The 18,119-nt window shown below is 44.3% G+C and carries 15 protein-coding genes and 2 tRNA genes; 12 read left to right on the top strand and 5 right to left on the bottom strand.

Going from position 1 to position 18,119, the window contains the following annotated elements; genetic code table 11:
* Nucleotides 1-53 precede the first annotated feature (53 nt).
* Nucleotides 54-710, top strand: a complete 657-nt coding sequence (gene queC, locus ACXAFM_RS15060; protein WP_334057735.1) for a 7-cyano-7-deazaguanine synthase QueC — start codon at nucleotides 54-56, stop codon at nucleotides 708-710.
* Nucleotides 711-819: 109 nt separating this feature from the next.
* On the opposite strand, the gene ACXAFM_RS15055 is transcribed toward queC, so the two are convergent.
* The 3 genes from ACXAFM_RS15055 to ACXAFM_RS15045 all read right to left on the bottom strand — a co-directional run bounded on the left by ACXAFM_RS15055 (nucleotide 820) and on the right by ACXAFM_RS15045 (nucleotide 5,566).
* Complete coding sequence (locus ACXAFM_RS15055) at nucleotides 820-1,746, bottom strand: LysR family transcriptional regulator (RefSeq protein ID WP_474831311.1); 927 nt, start codon at nucleotides 1,744-1,746, stop codon at nucleotides 820-822.
* A gap of 337 nt (nucleotides 1,747-2,083) precedes the next feature.
* Entirely contained in the window at nucleotides 2,084-4,099 is a 2,016-nt protein-coding gene (gene uvrB / locus ACXAFM_RS15050; protein WP_474831312.1) for an excinuclease ABC subunit UvrB, read from the bottom strand.
* A gap of 93 nt (nucleotides 4,100-4,192) precedes the next feature.
* A complete protein-coding gene (locus ACXAFM_RS15045; protein WP_474831313.1) occupies nucleotides 4,193-5,566 on the bottom strand; it encodes an MATE family efflux transporter in 1,374 nt (457 codons plus the stop codon).
* 998 nt (nucleotides 5,567-6,564) lie between these two features.
* On the opposite strand from ACXAFM_RS15045, the gene ACXAFM_RS15040 reads away from it, so the two are divergent.
* The 10 genes from ACXAFM_RS15040 (at nucleotide 6,565) to ACXAFM_RS14995 (ending at nucleotide 16,099) form a co-directional block, all read left to right on the top strand.
* Nucleotides 6,565-6,641, top strand: a tRNA-Asn gene (locus ACXAFM_RS15040).
* A gap of 27 nt (nucleotides 6,642-6,668) precedes the next feature.
* Nucleotides 6,669-6,745, top strand: a tRNA-Asn gene (locus ACXAFM_RS15035).
* A gap of 193 nt (nucleotides 6,746-6,938) precedes the next feature.
* A complete protein-coding gene (rsxA, locus tag ACXAFM_RS15030) occupies nucleotides 6,939-7,520 on the top strand; it encodes an electron transport complex subunit RsxA (protein WP_014975993.1) in 582 nt (193 codons plus the stop codon).
* Complete coding sequence (rsxB, locus tag ACXAFM_RS15025; protein WP_118489864.1) at nucleotides 7,520-8,101, top strand: electron transport complex subunit RsxB; 582 nt, start codon at nucleotides 7,520-7,522, stop codon at nucleotides 8,099-8,101. The genes rsxA and rsxB overlap by 1 nt, the downstream gene beginning before the upstream one ends.
* A gap of 5 nt (nucleotides 8,102-8,106) precedes the next feature.
* Complete coding sequence (gene rsxC, locus ACXAFM_RS15020) at nucleotides 8,107-10,983, top strand: electron transport complex subunit RsxC (protein WP_474831671.1); 2,877 nt, start codon at nucleotides 8,107-8,109, stop codon at nucleotides 10,981-10,983.
* Nucleotides 10,980-12,065, top strand: a complete 1,086-nt coding sequence (rsxD, locus tag ACXAFM_RS15015) for an electron transport complex subunit RsxD (RefSeq protein WP_474831314.1) — start codon at nucleotides 10,980-10,982, stop codon at nucleotides 12,063-12,065. Before rsxC ends, rsxD begins: the two co-directional genes overlap by 4 nt.
* The gene (locus tag ACXAFM_RS15010) at nucleotides 12,065-12,958 is read left to right on the top strand and encodes an RnfABCDGE type electron transport complex subunit G (RefSeq protein ID WP_474835068.1); all 894 of its coding nucleotides are present in this window, start codon (nucleotides 12,065-12,067) and stop codon (nucleotides 12,956-12,958) included. Before rsxD ends, ACXAFM_RS15010 begins: the two co-directional genes overlap by 1 nt.
* Nucleotides 12,951-13,643 (top strand): electron transport complex subunit E, encoded by a 693-nt coding sequence (locus ACXAFM_RS15005; protein WP_179982766.1) that lies wholly within the window; start codon nucleotides 12,951-12,953, stop codon nucleotides 13,641-13,643. Before ACXAFM_RS15010 ends, ACXAFM_RS15005 begins: the two co-directional genes overlap by 8 nt.
* A gap of 122 nt (nucleotides 13,644-13,765) precedes the next feature.
* Nucleotides 13,766-14,488: an endonuclease III domain-containing protein gene (locus ACXAFM_RS15000; RefSeq protein ID WP_474831316.1), complete on the top strand. Its 723-nt coding sequence runs from the start codon at nucleotides 13,766-13,768 to the stop codon at nucleotides 14,486-14,488.
* Between the two features lie 195 nt (nucleotides 14,489-14,683).
* The gene (locus tag ACXAFM_RS14995; RefSeq protein WP_474831317.1) at nucleotides 14,684-16,099 is read left to right on the top strand and encodes a M20/M25/M40 family metallo-hydrolase; all 1,416 of its coding nucleotides are present in this window, start codon (nucleotides 14,684-14,686) and stop codon (nucleotides 16,097-16,099) included.
* A 237-nt stretch (nucleotides 16,100-16,336) separates the two neighbouring features.
* Here the strand turns inward: ACXAFM_RS14995 and ACXAFM_RS14990 are convergent, their stop codons facing one another.
* Both ACXAFM_RS14990 and cspE read right to left on the bottom strand, forming a co-directional pair.
* The gene (locus ACXAFM_RS14990; protein ID WP_334057716.1) at nucleotides 16,337-16,516 is read right to left on the bottom strand and encodes a hypothetical protein; all 180 of its coding nucleotides are present in this window, start codon (nucleotides 16,514-16,516) and stop codon (nucleotides 16,337-16,339) included.
* A 164-nt stretch (nucleotides 16,517-16,680) separates the two neighbouring features.
* The gene (gene cspE / locus ACXAFM_RS14985; protein WP_025254517.1) at nucleotides 16,681-16,893 is read right to left on the bottom strand and encodes a transcription antiterminator/RNA stability regulator CspE; all 213 of its coding nucleotides are present in this window, start codon (nucleotides 16,891-16,893) and stop codon (nucleotides 16,681-16,683) included.
* A 325-nt stretch (nucleotides 16,894-17,218) separates the two neighbouring features.
* On the opposite strand from cspE, the gene ACXAFM_RS14980 reads away from it, so the two are divergent.
* Nucleotides 17,219-17,929, top strand: a complete 711-nt coding sequence (locus tag ACXAFM_RS14980; RefSeq protein WP_474831318.1) for an SDR family oxidoreductase — start codon at nucleotides 17,219-17,221, stop codon at nucleotides 17,927-17,929.
* The last annotated feature ends 190 nt before the right edge of the window (nucleotides 17,930-18,119 follow it).

Here is an 18,119-nt window from a genome sequence, read left to right as displayed (position 1 = left end):
TTTACCAAGGATCACATAAAATTCGGGGATAATTTCTTAAATCTTCAAAAACTATGTCAGAAAACGTTGTTGTTATCTATTCAGGAGGCATGGACTCTTTCACTGTACTGCACAAAGCGCTAAAGGCAGGCAAAAAAGTCCACGCATTAAGCTTTAACTATGGTCAGCGCCACAAGAAAGAGCTCGACTATGCAGCGAACGTGTGTAAATCACTTAATGTGCCTCACAAGATTGTTGATATTAGCGCTATTAATACACTTATTGGTGGCTCTGCCCTGACGTCAGATATCGATGTGCCTGAAGGTCATTATGAAGAGCCAAGCATGAAACAAACCGTAGTGCCTAACCGCAACATGATATTGCTGTCGTTGGCGGTTGGCTATGCAGTGAGTTTGGATGCCAATGAAGTCTATTATGGTGCACACTCTGGTGACCACGCCATTTATCCCGACTGCCGCCCAGAATTCGTGCATAAAATGAATGACGTATGCGGTATTGCTAACTACACCCCTGTTACCATAATGACGCCCTATATCGACGACAGCAAAACAGCCATTTTGACTGACGGCTTGTCGATGGGTTTGGACTATGGGCAAACATGGACATGCTACAACGGCAGAGAGAAAGCGTGCGGGAAATGCGGTGCATGTGAAGAGCGTTTAGAAGCTTTTAAGGAAAACAACGCTACCGACCCACTAGAGTACGAATAAGTACTGCTCATACAAATAAACATACTCAATAAAAAACACCTCTTGTTCCCTGCGTATTTATGAACGCTTTAGAACAAGAGGTGTTTTTATATTAGCTGTATTGATGAAACTACTTCTGGCTTTCAGAAATAAAATAACTTAACTCTTTAATGCAGTGGCGTAATACCGGGTTTAACCGCGTGTTTTTGCCGTTCATCACAAACAACTCGTGGCTAAAGTTAAAAAGACTCCCTTGAGCAATAGGCACAAGCCCTAACGCCGCTCCCTGCTCTTTCGCCATATAATCGGGTAATAAACCGATATATTCGCCCGTCATAATTGCGGACATTGCGGCGTCAAAAGAATCAGAAAAGGTTTGAATAGATAGCCTGGTTTCATCTTCAATATAGTTAGCCGACGAAAGGCCAGCGATACCAATCGCAGGATAGTCACCAATTTTCACATTTTCTGGCAATTCAGTATCGCGATACTTGGCCAATGGATGGGTTGGCGCGCAATATAAGCGCCCTTCAGTTTCGATCCCCACTGGGTGAAAAGTGACGGATTCTGGCTTTACCATGTCATAGGTTGAAACCACAAGGTGGCACTCTCCCGATAACGCTACATGTTCTACTTCGTTGTATAGGCGAGTTTGGATATTCACATGAATATCGTCAAACTTCTTCATCGTACTTTTAACCGCTTTACTAACGGCCAAGTGCATTGATAGCGGAAGGCCTGCCATTAACACGAGCGTGATATGGCCAGAATAATCATCGTGTAGCGATTTTAAATTGAAAACAAAGTTGTCGAAGGCATTGAAGATGCGCTTGGTTTCTTGAAAAACCACCTCACCTTCTTTTGTCATTTGAAAGCCACCACGACCACGATGACATAGCACCAAATCCAAACGCTCTTCGAGCTTTTTAATGGCGGCACTGATATTTGGACGTTGCATTCGCAACACAGGTTCAGCTGCAGTAAATCCGTTGCAGCTCGCTACAGCATAAAACACACGCAGTAGCTTGATATCTGACTCCTGAAGACGATTAAGCATGTTAGCACCTGTTTTTAGGTATAGTTATAGATACTCTAATAAGAACTATATGTAACTAATCGTGCTATTACAACGACATTTTGCTGCTTTTCGTCTCATTTAATAATAAAAAAACAACTTCTCTGTTTCGTAAATAGTTATCTACAGGAATATTTTTACATAAGTAAAAAGAACATAAGCAAAGGTGAAGAGCAAGTAGAGATGTGTTATTCAAATTTATACGAAACATGTGTTTAGGAGGTTTTATGGCAATTTTTAACTCACGATTTGAATAAAAAATGCCTGCGCAAGTAAAGCGCCCCCAATAAGTACTGAGGGCGTTGACTGGGTAAAATGCTTAAGAAAGCGCAACTACCTGTTTTCTAATTGATTCAATATCGTCACGAAGTGACGCCGCTTTTTCAAACTCAAGCTCACGCGCATATTCAAACATCTGCTTTTCAAGCTCCGTGATTTGGTCCATTAATTCAGTAGCACTTGCTGTTTTCTGTTGCTTCTTCTTCTCTTCAACTTTGCGCAGTCTGACTTTTCCAGACGCTGGGTGCGCGCTGTCGCCTAAGTCCATAATATCGGTAATAGGCTTGTTAAGTCGCATTGGCGTTATACCATTTGCCTCATTATGCGCCATTTGCTTCTCACGACGGCGCTCAGTCTCGTCCATCGCTTTTTTCATCGACTTGGTAATACTGTCAGCGTACAAAATAGCTTTACCATTCACATGACGCGCGGCTCTACCAATAGTCTGGATTAACGAACGTTCAGCGCGCAAGAAGCCTTCTTTATCGGCATCTAAGATAGCCACCAGCGACACTTCCGGCATGTCTAAACCTTCACGTAAAAGGTTAATACCTACCAACACGTCGAATTTACCCAGTCGCAAGTCTCGGATTATTTCAATTCGCTCTACGGTATCGATATCCGAATGCAGATAACGAACTTTAACGCCGTGCTCATTTAAATACTCGCTTAAATCTTCAGCCATACGCTTGGTTAAGGTAGTAATAAGCACACGTTCGTCAAGCGCTACCCGCTTTTGAATTTCAGACAGGACATCATCAACCTGAGTGGCTACAGGACGTACTTCAATAACAGGGTCTAGCAGACCCGTTGGACGCACAACCTGCTCAACTATCTCACCATCGGTTTTCTTAAGTTCATAGTCGCCCGGCGTAGCAGAAACATAAATAGTTTGAGGGCAAATTTGCTCAAATTCTTCAAACTTTAGCGGGCGATTGTCTAACGCAGACGGCAATCTGAAACCAAATTCAACTAGGGTTTCTTTCCTAGAGCGATCACCACGGTACATGGCCCCTACTTGAGAAACGGTAACGTGAGACTCATCGATAAACATCAGACCGTCTGCTGGGAAGTAATCTAATAAAGTTGGAGGTGGCTCGCCCGGCGCTCGTCCCGATAAATAGCGGGAATAGTTTTCAATACCCGAACAATATCCAAGCTCCATCATCATTTCGATATCAAACTGGGTACGTTGTGAGATACGCTGCTCTTCAATAAGCTTATTCGTTTCTTGAAGCTGCTTTTTGCGATCGCCCAATTCGTCCTTTATATGCTCAATCGCATTCAGAATTTTCTCTCGCGGTGTTACATAGTGCGTTTTTGGAAAAACCGTCGCGCGAATAACAGACTTATCCACTGCGCCCGTTAACGGGTCGAACAGACTTATCTTATCTATTTCATCGTCAAACAGTTCTACCCTTACGGCTTGCTTTTCAGAGTCGGCAGGAAAGATATCGATGACATCGCCACGCACGCGGAATGTACCCCGTTCAAAGGCCAAATCGTTACGCTTGTACTGCAGTTCAGCAAGGCGACGTAAAATATCACGCTGATCCATGGTGTCGCCCTGTCGAAGGTGCAACAGCATTTTCATATAGGATTCAGGGTCACCCAAGCCATAAATAGCCGACACGCTGGCCACAATGACTACGTCCCGGCGCTCCATCAGTGCCTTGGTAGCTGATAACCGCATTTGCTCAATGTGGTCATTAATAGACGCGTCTTTCTCAATAAAGGTATCGGTACTTGGAACGTAGGCTTCTGGCTGATAATAATCGTAATATGAAACAAAGTACTCTACGGCGTTATTGGGGAAAAACTCTTTCATTTCACCGTAAAGTTGAGCCGCTAATGTTTTGTTGTGTGCCAGTATAAGGGTGGGTCGCTGCACTTCTTTGATGACGTTAGCCATAGTAAAGGTTTTACCTGACCCTGTAACACCCAGCAATGTCTGACCGGCCAAGCCACTCTCAAGTCCATCCACTAAAGCTTCGATGGCCTTAGGCTGGTCACCAGCTGGTTTGTATTTAGAATGAAGCTCAAACCCTCTACTCATTTATTTAACCTTTCCTTTAGCTTACTGCTTAAATATTGCTTGTGTACACATCTGTTAAAAAAGACGTGCTAACCGGGATTGGCATTCGCCGCATTAAGAATTTACTGTGTCTGCCTCAAGCTGAGCTAACGCGCGCTTGAAAACAACAAGTGAAACACATGCCATTGCAATATTAGCAATGACGGTTCCGGCAAATAGCCCTTTTAGGTCGAAGAAAAAGCTACCCGCAACGCTAATTGGTACGAAGAAAACAAATAAGCGGATGACACTTAATATCAATGCTGTCATGGGGCGGTGCATAGCGTTTAACGATGAGTTAGTCAGAATGATAATTCCCTGCATGCCGTAACCTAACGGCACTATCATCAAAAACAGCTGTATTAATACGCTAACTTCGACTTCATTAGCAAAAGCGACGGCTATCCAGCTAGACAGTGCCCACATGACAAGAAAAATGCCAAACTGCCAAATAAGAACAAACTTCAATGTAAGCGAATATGCTTTTTTTACGCGCTCTACCTGCCCTGCCCCTACGTTTTGACTTATAAAAGGAGGCAGTGTCATAGAAAGTGCTAGCACGATAATACTAGCAATGGACTCCATTCTATTACCCACTCCCCAAGCTGCAACCGCTTCAGCACCGTAACCAGCGACTACAGCTGTCATTACACCACCAGCGACAGGGGTAAGCATGTTCGCACCTGCCGCGGGCAGTCCTATCTTGAGAATTTCACGGCTGCTATCACGCAACTCCGAAAGCGTGAGCAATCTAGGTAACATAAGCTTTCGGCGAACAGCCAAAATATAAAGTATCCACAAAGCGCCAACAATCCACGCGATAAAGGTGGCCAGAGCCGCACCTTTTATTCCCATCGCAGGGATGGGCCCAAGTCCGAATATAAAAATAGGGTCTAGCAACGCATTTAGTCCCCCTCCCGCAGCCATTACAATACTTGGCGTTCGGGTATCACCACATGCGCGTAGTACACTATTGCCCACCATAGGCATAGCTAAAAAGATGCTCGACAAATACCAGAGCCCCATATAATCAGATATATATGGCATTAAATTGTCTGTCGCATTAAGCAATTTGAACACAGGCTCTATGGTAAAAAAGCCAATCATTGCTAATGTCCCTACCAGTAGAACAGACAGCATAAGCGAGCCTGTAGCATAGTGCTGGGACTTGGTTATTTCCTTACTACCCTGCAACTTCCCTATTATTGCTGAGGTTCCTATACCTAAACCAATATTCAGACTGATTACTGTGAAGGTCACTGGAAAGGTAAAACTTATAGCAGCTAGAGGGTCTGTGCCCAGCAAGCTGACGAAAAAGGTATCGATAAGTCCGAAGCTCATCATCATTACCATTCCTAATATCATAGGAATAGTCATACGCTTTAACGTAGTACCTATATCTCCTCCCAATAAGTCGGAAGTACGTTGTTTAGCGTTACTTTTTATCACTAGTTCTCCGGCTGACTAAATTCCCCTAATTAATTGCACGCTAGTGTAAAACGGTGAACGCTATTTAGCCATTCAGTTTCGATAAACAAAGCAAAGATCAAGAGGGAGAGAAGAAATATGGTGTTTTTAATGAAAATGCATGCGCTGTACGAATTTGTTCATTATTCGCTAAAAACACTACTTTATATAAATTTGTACACAATAAATATGTGAGTAATTCCGTGACAGTTTAGTTTCTATTCCATTTCACTTTTAATATAGTCACTCCTGAAGTTCGATCACATTAAGTTTTCACCGCTTAACGATTGAAAGAACAACAAAAATGTTAATAACTTGTAAGGCACTCACGAATAGCACGGATTTAGTTGGATAGCATTTAGTCATTCGTTGAATTAACACACAAGCTACTTTTTGTTCAACCGATCTATTTAGATCGAGAGTAACGATCACAAAAATAGACCTAAGTCTTTGTATATTATATTTTATTATAGCCTGAAACGCACGATTCACCCAGATCAAGTTATACCTGATCTATTAAAAATCGTAGACGAATCTAAGCTATCAACATAGTTATCCACAGATTTAGTGGATAACTACCGCCAGACCATATTCGGCGGGATTTTGTGCTCGATTAATTTCCCATCACGTAAGTGGTGACTAACCTTTTAATCCTCAGGTACAGGTTACAGATTTATTAAAGGCTGTACATAATAACAGTATGGAAGCAATTTTTTATTCTTTTTAGTTATATCCATTGCACTTAATGAGATATAAAAGAAAAAAGAAAAATCCATTTAACTATAAGCAAAAAGCACACTTGTTTATAAGCAAAGATGTAATAATGGACAGTTATTAACCATCACTTTCTCAGCATTGACGACAATTTGAACACAAAGGCGCTAAAAAGCTATTTTTTGCGCAGTCAGCACAAATATTTCATTTATGTTGTTGACAGTTCCCAAGTACGTCTTTAATATTCGCCTCCGTTGAAGCACAGGTCCCCCTTAGCTCAGTTGGTTAGAGCGACGGACTGTTAATCCGCAGGTCCCCCGTTCGAGTCGGGGAGGGGGAGCCAACTTCAGCAAACAACTTAGGTGTCGATTCCCCCTTAGCTCAGTTGGTTAGAGCGACGGACTGTTAATCCGCAGGTCCCCCGTTCGAGTCGGGGAGGGGGAGCCACTTAGTTGGCTCTTAATCGCCTCACCCACTTCATTCTATTTTAATTCCTAAAACAACGCGTTTAGACATTAAATAACCCTAATTCAATCAAGTTGTTAAACCCGTTCTAAAAAGGGATAATAGACCTAATCTGTTTTTCTTTTTAATTCGCGGGCATTGTCCGTCAAGATTCCTCAAAGGAATTGCGTTATTCATGACTGAATTTTTACTGCTATTGATTGGTACAGTACTGGTTAACAACTTTGTGTTGGTTAAGTTTCTCGGCTTGTGCCCGTTCATGGGTGTGTCTGGCAAACTGGAAACCGCCATGGGTATGTCTATGGCCACCACATTTGTTCTCACGCTTGCCTCTGCATCGAGCTACCTAGTGGAAACCTATTTACTTGCTCCACTGGGCATCGGTTACCTTAGAACGCTGGCCTTTATTCTTGTTATCGCGGTGGTGGTTCAGTTCACAGAAATGGTCGTGCACAAAACCAGCCCTACCTTATATAGGCTGCTAGGTATATTTCTCCCTCTTATCACAACCAACTGTGCAGTCCTTGGTGTAGCGCTATTAAACCTTACCGAACAGCATAATTTCATGCAGAGTCTTATTTATGGTTTCGGCGCTGCTGTGGGGTTCTCTCTTGTACTGGTGTTATTTGCGGCCATGCGTGAGCGTTTGGCTGCTGCTGACGTACCGGTCTCATTCAAAGGGGCATCAATTGCCATGATTACCGCAGGCCTCATGTCCCTTGCATTTATGGGATTTAGTGGATTGGTGAAGGTGTAATGTCAATGTCTACTGCGATCATACTTGCCGTTATTGCTATTGGCGTCCTCGCCCTTATTTTTGGCCTAGTCTTGGGCTATGCGAGCATTCGCTTTAAAGTAGAGGGCGACCCACTTGTCGAGCAAATTGATGCTGTGTTACCACAAACCCAATGTGGTCAATGTGGTTATCCAGGTTGTAAACCTTATGCTGAAGCCATTGCAGATGGCGATGACATTAATAAATGTCCTCCGGGCGGTGAAGCAACGATCAAAAAACTTGCAGACTTAATGGGTGTTGAACCCAAGCCCCTTGATGCAGCGCACGGCGAGGAAGACGTCAAAAAAGTTGCTTTCATTCGAGAAGATGAGTGCATCGGCTGTACCAAATGTATTCAAGCCTGCCCTGTCGATGCCATTTTAGGTGCCGCCAAACATATGCACACAGTTATTACCGACGAATGTACAGGATGTGACTTATGTGTAGACCCCTGCCCTGTGGACTGCATTGACATGGTGCCAATAGTTCAAACTACTTCTACATGGAAGTGGGATTTCGAATCATCACCTAAAGGTGATATCCCTATCAAAATGGTATCGTAATTGTGATGTATCCAAGTTTTGATTCAATTATAGAAGCGCTTGAGGCGGGGAAGCTGTACTCATTTCCAGGTGGTGTGCATCCTGACGATAAAAAATCACTTTCTAATACCTCGGTAATTAAAAAGCCATCGTTGCCTGAGTTATTGGTAGTACCATTGCGCCAGCACATTGGTTCAGACGGAATATGCTGCGTAGAAGTTGGCGAAACCGTGTTAAAAGGCCAAATTCTGTCGCAAAGCTCCTCGCCTTTTTCGGTACCTGTACACGCTCCCACCTCTGGAGAAGTCGTTGCAATAGCGCCGCATGTTGTAGCGCACCCTAGCGGCTTAACAGAAATGTGTATATCGATACGCCCGGATGGGAAAGACACATGGGCCGACCTGTCGCCCATCGCTAATTACAGCGAGCTTGATAAAAACAAACTTATTGAAGCTATCTGCCAGGCAGGAATTTCAGGAATGGGTGGCGCAGGCTTTCCGACCCATATTAAAACCTCAACATCTAAACCTGTTGAGTTTCTTATTTTAAATGGGATTGAGTGTGAACCTTATATCACGTCTGATGATCGATTGATGCGTGAGCACGCGTGGCAAATACGCCAGGGTCTAGATATTCTTACTCACCTTATTGGGCCGAAAGCCATAGTAGTTGCGGTTGAAGACAACAAGCCCGAAGCTTTCGAGGCACTCAATATTGCCTGTCAGGATAAGAAAGATTACCGCGTTGTTAGCGTTGAAACTAAATACCCTGCCGGCGGCGAAAAACAGCTGATTCAGGTTCTAACTGGCCGAGAAGTTCCAAGAAATGGATTGCCTGCTGACGTAGGGGTGATGATGTTCAACGTGGCTACCTGCTATGCTATTGCAGATGCTATTCTACACGGCAAGCCGCTGATTGAACGTGTTGTTACCGTAACTGGTGAAGCCGTTGAATCACCAAGCAATTTTAGAGCGTTGCTGGGTACGCCCGTCTCTCATCTATTGGATGAAGCAAACTACAATCCGAAAAAACAAAAAGCACCTAAAGTGATTATGGGCGGGCCTATGATGGGCTTTACCTTATCAGACGCTACAATCCCCGTGGTGAAAACCACCAACTGTTTGCTGGTTCCAGCAAAAAAAGAGCTGGTAGACGACAATGCAGAGCGCCCCTGTATTCGCTGTAGTGCATGCGCCGACGCATGCCCTGCGTCATTGCTTCCCCAACAGATGTTTTGGCACGCCAAAGCAAAAGAATACGATAAAGCCGAAGAATACGACCTTTTCGACTGTATAGAGTGCGGTGCATGTGCTTACGTTTGCCCCAGCGAGATCCCACTGGTGCATTACTATCGCCAAGCTAAATCTGAAATACGCATTCAGCGCGATGAAAAGAACAAAGCTGAGAAGGCCAAACAGCGTTTTGAAGCGCGTAAAGAGCGTTTAGAGCGTGAAAAACTGGAGCGAGAAGCAAAGCATAGAAAAGCAAAAGAGGCGCGGTTAGCCGCAAATAAAGCCAAAGAACAAAATGCTGCAGCTGTAGATAATGCAAATAACTCGGCTGACGCTGCCGCAACTGAAGCAAAGGATAAAGTAGCGGCGGCGCTTGCACGGGCGAAAGCGAAAAAAGCGGCAATGCAGGCCAAGGCTAAGGACGAAAATACACCAGTAAACGCTGACGAGCCTAGCTCACCGGCAGACGATAAAAAAGCTCAGGTAGCCGCGGCAATTGCCAGAGCAAAGGCGAAGAAAGCAGCCCGAACTCAAGGTTCAGAGCAAGCTGAAAACGCCACTGAGTCAGCGGCTCAGGCACCTTCGCCAGAAGATGACAAAAAGGCCAAAGTTGCCGCAGCTATCGCCAGAGCGAAAGCGAAGAAAGCAGCTCAAGCTGGCCAGCATTCAGATGCGTCAACAGAAAACCAAGCGGGTTCTCAAGACGAAAAAAATGCTGTTCTTTCAAATTCTGAGACATCAAATTCTGAGCCTTCAAATACTGAAACTAACGCAGACCTATCAGTTGAGGAACAGAAAAAAGCGCGAATTGCTGCGGCCGTTGCTAGAGCAAAAGCGCAAAAAGCAGCTAAAAATAACGCGAGTGGCCAATCTGAGCAGGCTACGCCCACTCAATTAGACGAGCAGCAAGACAATCAGTCTGAAGAAGCGCTAGGTGGAATGGATGCTAAGGATGAAAAGAAGGCTAGGATAGCTGCTGCCGTTGCTAAAGCGAAAGCCAAAAAGGCTGCGTCGCAAAAAGCACAAGCATCTAGCCCTGTTAGTGAAGCTGACACAGACAGCCAAGACGTTAGCTTGCAAACAGAAGCGGATCCTCAAAGCGTCAACGGCCAAGATAATGGTGCTCAGGATAACAAGGCTTTAAATTCATCTAGCAACTTGAGCGAAGCGGAACAGAAAAAGGCCCGCATTGCTGCCGCCGTGGCGAAAGCAAAAGCCAAAAAAGCGGCCAAACAGGAAGGGAATCTAGAGGACAATATAGAAGGCGAGCACGAAGATGCTAGCGATAGTGATCTCAGCATGGAGGCTGCTTCAACGCAAAAAGCGCAAGATGAAACCAGCACGCCTAATGAGAATACTAACGACGCTCCATCTAAAGGTGACGCCGACGGGAAAAAAGCGCGTATAGCTGCCGCAGTGGCAAAGGCCAAAGCAAAGAAACTTGCTCAAAGCGGGAATGAAGATTTAGCGTTCTCACAAGATACTGCTGAACAACAAAGCGACAAAGATACAGAGCAGAGCGAGACGCCTAATAATGTAGAACAAACAACAAGTGCGCAAACAACTTCTCAACACACTGCTCAAGATGAAAAGAAAGCACGTATAGCGGCAGCCATTGCAAAAGCAAAAGCGAAAAAAGCGGCGGCTGAACAAGAGAAAGAATCAGAATGAAGTTAAGTCTATCGAGTTCACCACACCAACGGGTTAAACGCGATACCGGACAGGTCATGCGCATGGTCATTTACGCCATGCTCCCAGGCATGATAGCCCAATCTATTTTTTTTGGTTGGGGCATGCTTATTCAAGCGGTTATTGCGGTAGCAAGTGCACTAGTTATTGAAGGGGTTATTTTATATCTAAGAAAACGCCCTATCGAACGCACTCTTACTGATTACAGTGCGGTTTTAACCGGCTTGTTAATCGCGATTAGTATTCCACCTACTCTGCCATGGTGGATGACGGTGACAGGCGTTTTCTTCGCCATTGCGGTAGCTAAACAGGTGTACGGTGGACTTGGCTTTAATATTTTCAACCCAGCCATGATTGCTTACGTGGTGCTGCTTATTTCATTCCCGGCAGCCATGAGCCTATGGCTGCCTCCCGCGACTCACGCTGGCATCACGCCAAGCTTTTTAGATTCGGCTTCACTCATCTTTACTGGTTTTACTACCAGTGGATACGATGTCACTCAACTCAAAACCATTGCCGATGGTGTAACCATGGCAACACCGTTAGATACATTGAAAACCGACCTAACGCAAGGCGTAACCTACTCAGAGTCATTAGCTAAACCTATCTTCGATGGCGGTATATTCGAAGCCGCCGGTGCAGGATGGGGCATAGTAAGTCTTGCTTATTTACTCGGTGGTCTCTACCTATGGAAAACCCGCGTTATTAGCTGGCACATCCCAGGCGGCATGCTGCTGAGCGTATTCGTTTGTGCATCACTTCTTCATTTAGTTCACGCCGACTACTATGCTTCACCGCTATTCCACCTGTTTAATGGGGCAGTAATGGTAGGCGCATTCTTTATCGCCACCGACCCGGTTTCAGCGTCAACAACCCCAAAAGGCCGAATTATATTTGGAGCTGCCATTGGTTTTTGGGTAGTTATAATACGTACATTTGGTGGTTACCCCGATGCGGTGGCGTTTGCGGTGATCATTATGAATATGGCGGTACCGCTTATTGACTATTACACCCGCCCTCGTGTTTACGGTAAAAATGTGGGCAAAGGCCGAGGTAAGCAATAATGATGAAAGAAAGCTTGGCCAAAAACGGCCTTATGTTAGGTGCGTTTGCCGTTGTTACCACAGCGTTGATAGCATTAACTTTTTTTGGTACACAAGACAAAATTGAGCAACAGAAGCAGCAAAAATTACTAAGCGTACTGAATGAAGTCGTACCTAGCGAATTCCATGACAATGCTCTGTACGCCAACTGCACAGAAGTCAATGCCCCTGAACTGGGCATAAAAAAAGCCCATAAGATATACCGTGCCACGCTAAGCGGCCAACCTAGCGCGCTTGTGCTGGAAGCCACCGCTCCAGATGGTTATAGCGGTAATATAGATATTGTTGTTGGTGTAAAAGTGGATGCACCAGTTAGTGCAAACACACAAAGCAGCTCGAGTACCGAATCGCTCGACAGTGAGAGCGAAAATCTCAATACCACCGCGTTAGCGCTCTCGGATATGACCGAGCTTAATTCAACACCTCAGAGATCATCAGAGCAAGACGAGAATGCGCCCGATATTTCTGCGCCCAATACTAATAGAATAAGTATGACGGTACTTGGCGTACGCGTTATCGAACATAAAGAAACCCCTGGGCTTGGTGATAAAATAGAGCTTGCAGTAAGCAATTGGATCACAAGCTTCAGCGGCAAGTCTTTCTCACCAGATAACCTAGCTCCATGGCAAGTCAAAAAAGATGGCGGCGAATTTGACCAATTCACAGGCGCTACAATAACGCCAAGAGCGGTAGTCTCAGCGGTACGTGAAGCTTTACTTTACGCTCAGGCTAACCAAAGTGCGCTATTCTCCGCTCCCAACACCTGTGCAACAACAGATTCGGTTGAAACGATAGATGCCGTTAACGTGGATGAAACGCAACCTCATAGTGTAGAGGAGTTACAACGTGACTGACTTTCGCGACCTGTCCTTGCAAGGGCTTTGGAAGAACAACCCTGCGCTAGTACAGCTGTTAGGATTGTGCCCCCTACTAGCCGTTACCGCTACCTTCATTAATGGTTTAGGGCTTGGCCTTGCTACCATGTTGGTTTTAATTGGCAGTAACATTACCGTTTCACTCGTTCGAAATGTGGTAAGAAACGAGATTCGCATCCCTGTTTTCGTTATGATTATTGCAGCATTTGTAACCATTGTTCAGCTTCTAATGAATGCCTATACCTACGACCTTTACTTAGCGTTAGGTATTTTCATTCCACTGATTGTAACTAACTGCGCCATTATAGGTCGCGCCGAGGCCTTCGCATCGAAAAACGGGCCCCTTGCGTCCGCATACGATGGGTTCATGATGGGCTTAGGCTTTACTGCTGTGTTGGTGGTACTAGGCGGCATGCGAGAAATACTAGGTGCGGGTACGTTATTAGCGGGTGCAGATAGGCTATTTGGACCCATTGCTGCGAATTGGACTATTACACTTTTCAACACAGAAAACCCATTTTTGCTTGCGATATTACCGCCGGGTGCGTTTTTAGGCATGGGACTTCTTATTGCTATTAAAAACAGCATAGATGCTAAATTAGCAGCTAAACAAACATCGCCTGCAGTGAAAGCAGAGCGCGTGCGTGTTACTGCAGAGAGTTAAATCATACTGTAATTGTTAGCGTGGCTTGACGGAGTAAGTGAAAAATTCAGCAGATGGCGCAAACGTTTTAACTTAAAAAATTTACACCTTGTTTAGCGACCGTATTAAAAAAGTATTTAAAAATGAATAATATAGTTAAGCCAGCAAAGCCGCTTTCTAAGCAGGAAAAAGTAAAAGAAATAATGCGAATTTTGGATGACCTTTATCCAGAAATTCCTATCTTCTTAGATCACAAAGACCCATATACGTTACTCATTGCGGTTCTATTATCGGCACAATGTACCGACGAGCGCGTTAATCAAATTACGCCAAAGTTATTCGCTCGCGCGGATAATCCCTACGACATGGTGTTGATGAGTATTGAAGAAATACAAGACATTATCCGCCCTTGTGGATTATCGCCTATGAAGTCGAAAGGCATTTGGCATTTGTCCGATATGATCATCAAACAACACAATGGTGAAGTTCCAGCAAATTTTGAAGCGCTGGAGGCCATGCCTGCTGTTGGCCACAAAACGGCCGCGGTGGTTATGTCTCAAGGCTTTGGTATTCCTGCTTTCCCGGTAGATACTCATATTCATCGTTTGATGTACCGCTGGGGTTTATCGAACGGAAAGAGTGTTGAGCAGACAGAGCGTGACGCAAAACGCTTGTTTCCAAAAGAAAGGTGGAACGACCTCCATCTGCAGATTATCTTGTACGGCAGAGAATACTGCCCTGCCCGCGGCTTCGACTTAAACAAGTGTGTTATCACACGTGAGTTCGGCAGAAAGAGCTTTATTAACGAAGTGCTGAAAGAACAAGAGAAAAAGCAAAAGTTGGCGCTTAAGAAGAAGCGTAAATAGAACATTTTTAGAGAGGAGCCATTCGGCTCCTCTTTTTAATTCCACTCACTTACTCACACAAACAATTTTGCGACTAACACACGAGTTACGCTTGTAGTTTGCCTCGAAAGGGACAATCAAATTAGCTATGATGTTTGGGGTAGAGTTTTGCTCACGCAAGTAAACAAAAATATAAAAATAATCCACGGAGAACACATGTCCCGATTGAATAATATCGCTAGGAATCTAGCGTTTGGTGCATTAGTAAGTGCATGCAGCTTTGGCGTTTTTGCTGAAACTTCCCCCATTACTGACGAGCAAAAGAAAACTGCGGAAACGCTAATTCAAAAAGCGCTGAAAAGTGACTTAGGCTATAGCATCGTAGAATCACTCACTACAGAGATAGGCCCACGCCTTGGCGGTTCAGAAGCAGAAAAGCGCGCCAGAGATTGGGGTGTTAAGGTAGGAAAGAACCTTGGGTTTGATAAAGTGAGCATTGAAGAGTTTAGCATGCCCTTCTGGGACAGGGGTCACTTACATATTTCACTTACTGCACCATACATGCAGCCCCTTTACGGTACCGCGTTAGGTGGAGCTGCTCCTTCAGAGAGCGAGATCAACGCTGACATCGTATATTTCAGGGATATTCATGCACTAACCGCAGTTAAAGACGGCGCGCTGAAAGGCAAAATTGCGTTTGTCGATGGCGACGCCATGGTAAAAAGCCAAACCGGTGCGGGCTACGGACAAGCAAATCAACGTAGACGCATTGGTTGGCAACATGCGCAACGTGGTGGCGCTGAAGCGCTAGTTGTACGTTCGGTAGGCTCAGACTCCCATCGCTTCCCTCACTCCGGCATGATGAGTTCAGACGGCGATGAGTGGGCCGATATTCCGGTTGTTGCTATTTCGAACCCCGACGCTGATCATCTTCGACGCCTACACAATTTAGGCAAGCCACTGTCGTTATCGCTCCATTCTGAGTCAAAGTGGAAAGGCGAAGTAAATAGCGGCAACGTAATACTAGATTTAGTAGGAAGTGAAAAGCCTGAAGAGATTGTGCTTATTGGTGGTCACTTAGACAGCTGGGACCTCGGCACTGGCGCTGTAGATGACGGTGCCGGCGTTGCTATTACCACAGCGGCAGCCGCATTAATTGCATCACTGCCTGAACGCCCTAAACGCACCATTCGTGTAGTTATGTTTGGCGCTGAAGAAGTAGGCTTGTTAGGCGCGTTTGCTTATGCAAAACAGCATGAAAAGAACCTTGCTAACCACGTTCTGGCTACTGAGTCTGATTTTGGTGCGCAAACAATTTGGCAACTTGTGTCGAATGTGAACCCTGAAGCAACAGTACTGGTAGATGAAATCGCAAAAATCCTGTCCCCGCTAGGTATAATTCGCGGTGGTTCAGACGTTGCTGGTGGCGGCCCCGACATTATACCGCTAGCAGCGAAAGGCGTACCGACTATCCGGTTGAACCAGAACGGACGAGATTATTTCGATCTTCATCACACGCCTGATGACACATTGGATAAAATTAACCCTGATGAACTGGCGCAAAACATTGCAGCTTATGCAGCAAGCATATATCTGTTAGCAGATTCAGACGTCGACTTAAAAGCCAAATAAAAGTCAGGGGTTATTTCTATAACGAGATTGGTTAGTACACTCCCGTACTAGCCAATGCTTCTCTTGCAACAGCACCATTATTTACAGCGTTTAATACATACGACACAGTTGCACGACTGAACACGCAAGACCTATAACCTTTTAGCTTTTTAGCATCATTATTGACTATACAGCGATAAAGTCTCTTAAGCGCCTGTTATTAAGCACGAAAGCATAGAATGGGTAGTTAGAACTTAATTAGCTCTCTTGAATAAGCTGATCAATAAATCGCTTTGCTTCTTGTCTTGATGATAACTGAACATGTCGATAGGTATTCGCATGTTTGAAGGCAACAGCTGTTTTATTTATGGAGATATTTGAAATTAACGCACCTGGAATAAGGCTGTTAATGGTAGAGATAGAGTTTTGAAATTGCATATTAAATACTTCTTTATTGATATTGTTTGTTTTGAATTCCTCGCAGGTTGGGTTAAGAAATCTAAAAACGAAAATTAGGCTCTTTTCACATTTTACGTGAAAAAGAGCCCATCTTTGCGGGTTACTTCAAATAAGAGAAATAACCCTAAGCTTGCTTACAGGTCTTAAAGAACTGTTACGTTAGCAGCTTGTGGGCCTTTTTGGCCTTGTTCAACTTCAAAGCTAACCGCTTGACCTTCAGCAAGAGTCTTGAAGCCGTCAGAAGTGATTGAACGGAAGTGTACGAATACGTCTTTGCCACCAGCTTCAGGAGTAATGAAACCGAAACCTTTTTCTTCGTTAAACCACTTAACTGTACCATTTACAGAATTAGACATAATAATAACCTTTTAAAAAATTGATGTAATGGTGGAAGCCACCGAATAGCAATAGACATAACTAAGCTAGTAAAGCAGTTGTATATCTATCTAGCACTTCAATTTGAAGGTATAAAGAAAGGTACAGCGCAGTATTAGGTAAAGCATAAAACATATCTAGAGCGAGCGAGACAGTACAGGTTATTGATCGCGATGTCCAATTATTTTGGGATTATTTTTTAAGCATTCCAATGCAACCTTATTACTGGCTCACAATGAATACGTATGTTTGTATAACGCCAATACCAGCTAAGTTAATCTTATTTTTTTTCGCTAGGTTTTAATTATGACAGACATGTACTCATTATTAGATAAAACCGCCATTGTAACAGGCGGTGGTAAGGGGCTGGGTAAAACTATAACCCACTTTCTATTAGATGCAGGAATGAAAGTAGCTATCTGCGGACGCACTGAACAGACGATAAACGAGACAGTTGAACAATTAGATGCGCTATTCCCCGGTAAAGTCATTGGGACAAAATGTGATGTATCAAAAAGTGATGAAGTAGCAAGTTTTGTAAAAGAAGTTAAAAATACATTTGGCGAACTTCACGTTCTTATCAATAACAGTGGGTTTGGTAAAGAAACGCTTATCTGGGAAACCAGTGAAGACGATTGGGACGAAGTGATGGATACCAATGTAAAAGGTTCCTTCCTTATGTGTAAGCAAGTAGTGCCCCATATGATTGAAAATCGAGAAGGTTACATTATCAATATTGCCTCTCAGGCGGCACTAAATGGATATGCCAATGCCGGCGTTTACTGCGCGTCAAAATTCGCATTGGTGGGGCTTGGGAAAGCTCTTCAAGAGGAGGTGCGACCTTATGGCATTCACGTTCACTCACTCAACCCTGCGCTAATTCAGTCACAGAAAACAGAATCAGAGAAGGTAGATAAGGGTCTTATTCAAAACGAAGACTTAGGCAAAATGGTGGTCTACCTGTTAAGCCAGCCACGTAGACTTAAAATTGATAATATCGGCATGTGGGGTTTTTAATACGTTTAAGTGGAATGGTAAAACTGTCTTAAAGCGTTAACATTTCCCCATTATCATGGTGTGTCGTTTGCGTTGACCAACGAAAGTGCTCTGCAGGGAGCCGTATGAATGGGGCTCTGTGTGGCTCGAGTTCTGCGTACATGTAGCAACTGCAAACGCACACTTACAATGCAGTGTACCATCGGGTAAT

The sequence above is a fragment of the Alteromonas sp. ABD4_190 genome (assembly GCF_056160105.1).
This window is presented reverse-complemented; position numbering and strand designations above follow the sequence as displayed.

Coding starts and splice junctions, on each gene's coding strand:
- queC (WP_334057735.1), top strand. CDS start 54: ATGTCAGAAAACGTTGTTGTTATCTATTCAGGAGGCATGGACTCTTTC.
- ACXAFM_RS15055 (WP_474831311.1), bottom strand. CDS start 1,746: ATGCTTAATCGTCTTCAGGAGTCAGATATCAAGCTACTGCGTGTGTTT.
- uvrB (WP_474831312.1), bottom strand. CDS start 4,099: ATGAGTAGAGGGTTTGAGCTTCATTCTAAATACAAACCAGCTGGTGAC.
- rsxA (WP_014975993.1), top strand. CDS start 6,939: ATGACTGAATTTTTACTGCTATTGATTGGTACAGTACTGGTTAACAAC.
- rsxB (WP_118489864.1), top strand. CDS start 7,520: ATGTCAATGTCTACTGCGATCATACTTGCCGTTATTGCTATTGGCGTC.
- rsxC (WP_474831671.1), top strand. CDS start 8,107: ATGTATCCAAGTTTTGATTCAATTATAGAAGCGCTTGAGGCGGGGAAG.
- rsxD (WP_474831314.1), top strand. CDS start 10,980: ATGAAGTTAAGTCTATCGAGTTCACCACACCAACGGGTTAAACGCGAT.
- ACXAFM_RS15010 (WP_474835068.1), top strand. CDS start 12,065: ATGATGAAAGAAAGCTTGGCCAAAAACGGCCTTATGTTAGGTGCGTTT.
- ACXAFM_RS15000 (WP_474831316.1), top strand. CDS start 13,766: ATGAATAATATAGTTAAGCCAGCAAAGCCGCTTTCTAAGCAGGAAAAA.
- ACXAFM_RS14995 (WP_474831317.1), top strand. CDS start 14,684: ATGTCCCGATTGAATAATATCGCTAGGAATCTAGCGTTTGGTGCATTA.
- ACXAFM_RS14990 (WP_334057716.1), bottom strand. CDS start 16,516: ATGCAATTTCAAAACTCTATCTCTACCATTAACAGCCTTATTCCAGGT.
- cspE (WP_025254517.1), bottom strand. CDS start 16,893: ATGTCTAATTCTGTAAATGGTACAGTTAAGTGGTTTAACGAAGAAAAA.
- ACXAFM_RS14980 (WP_474831318.1), top strand. CDS start 17,219: ATGACAGACATGTACTCATTATTAGATAAAACCGCCATTGTAACAGGC.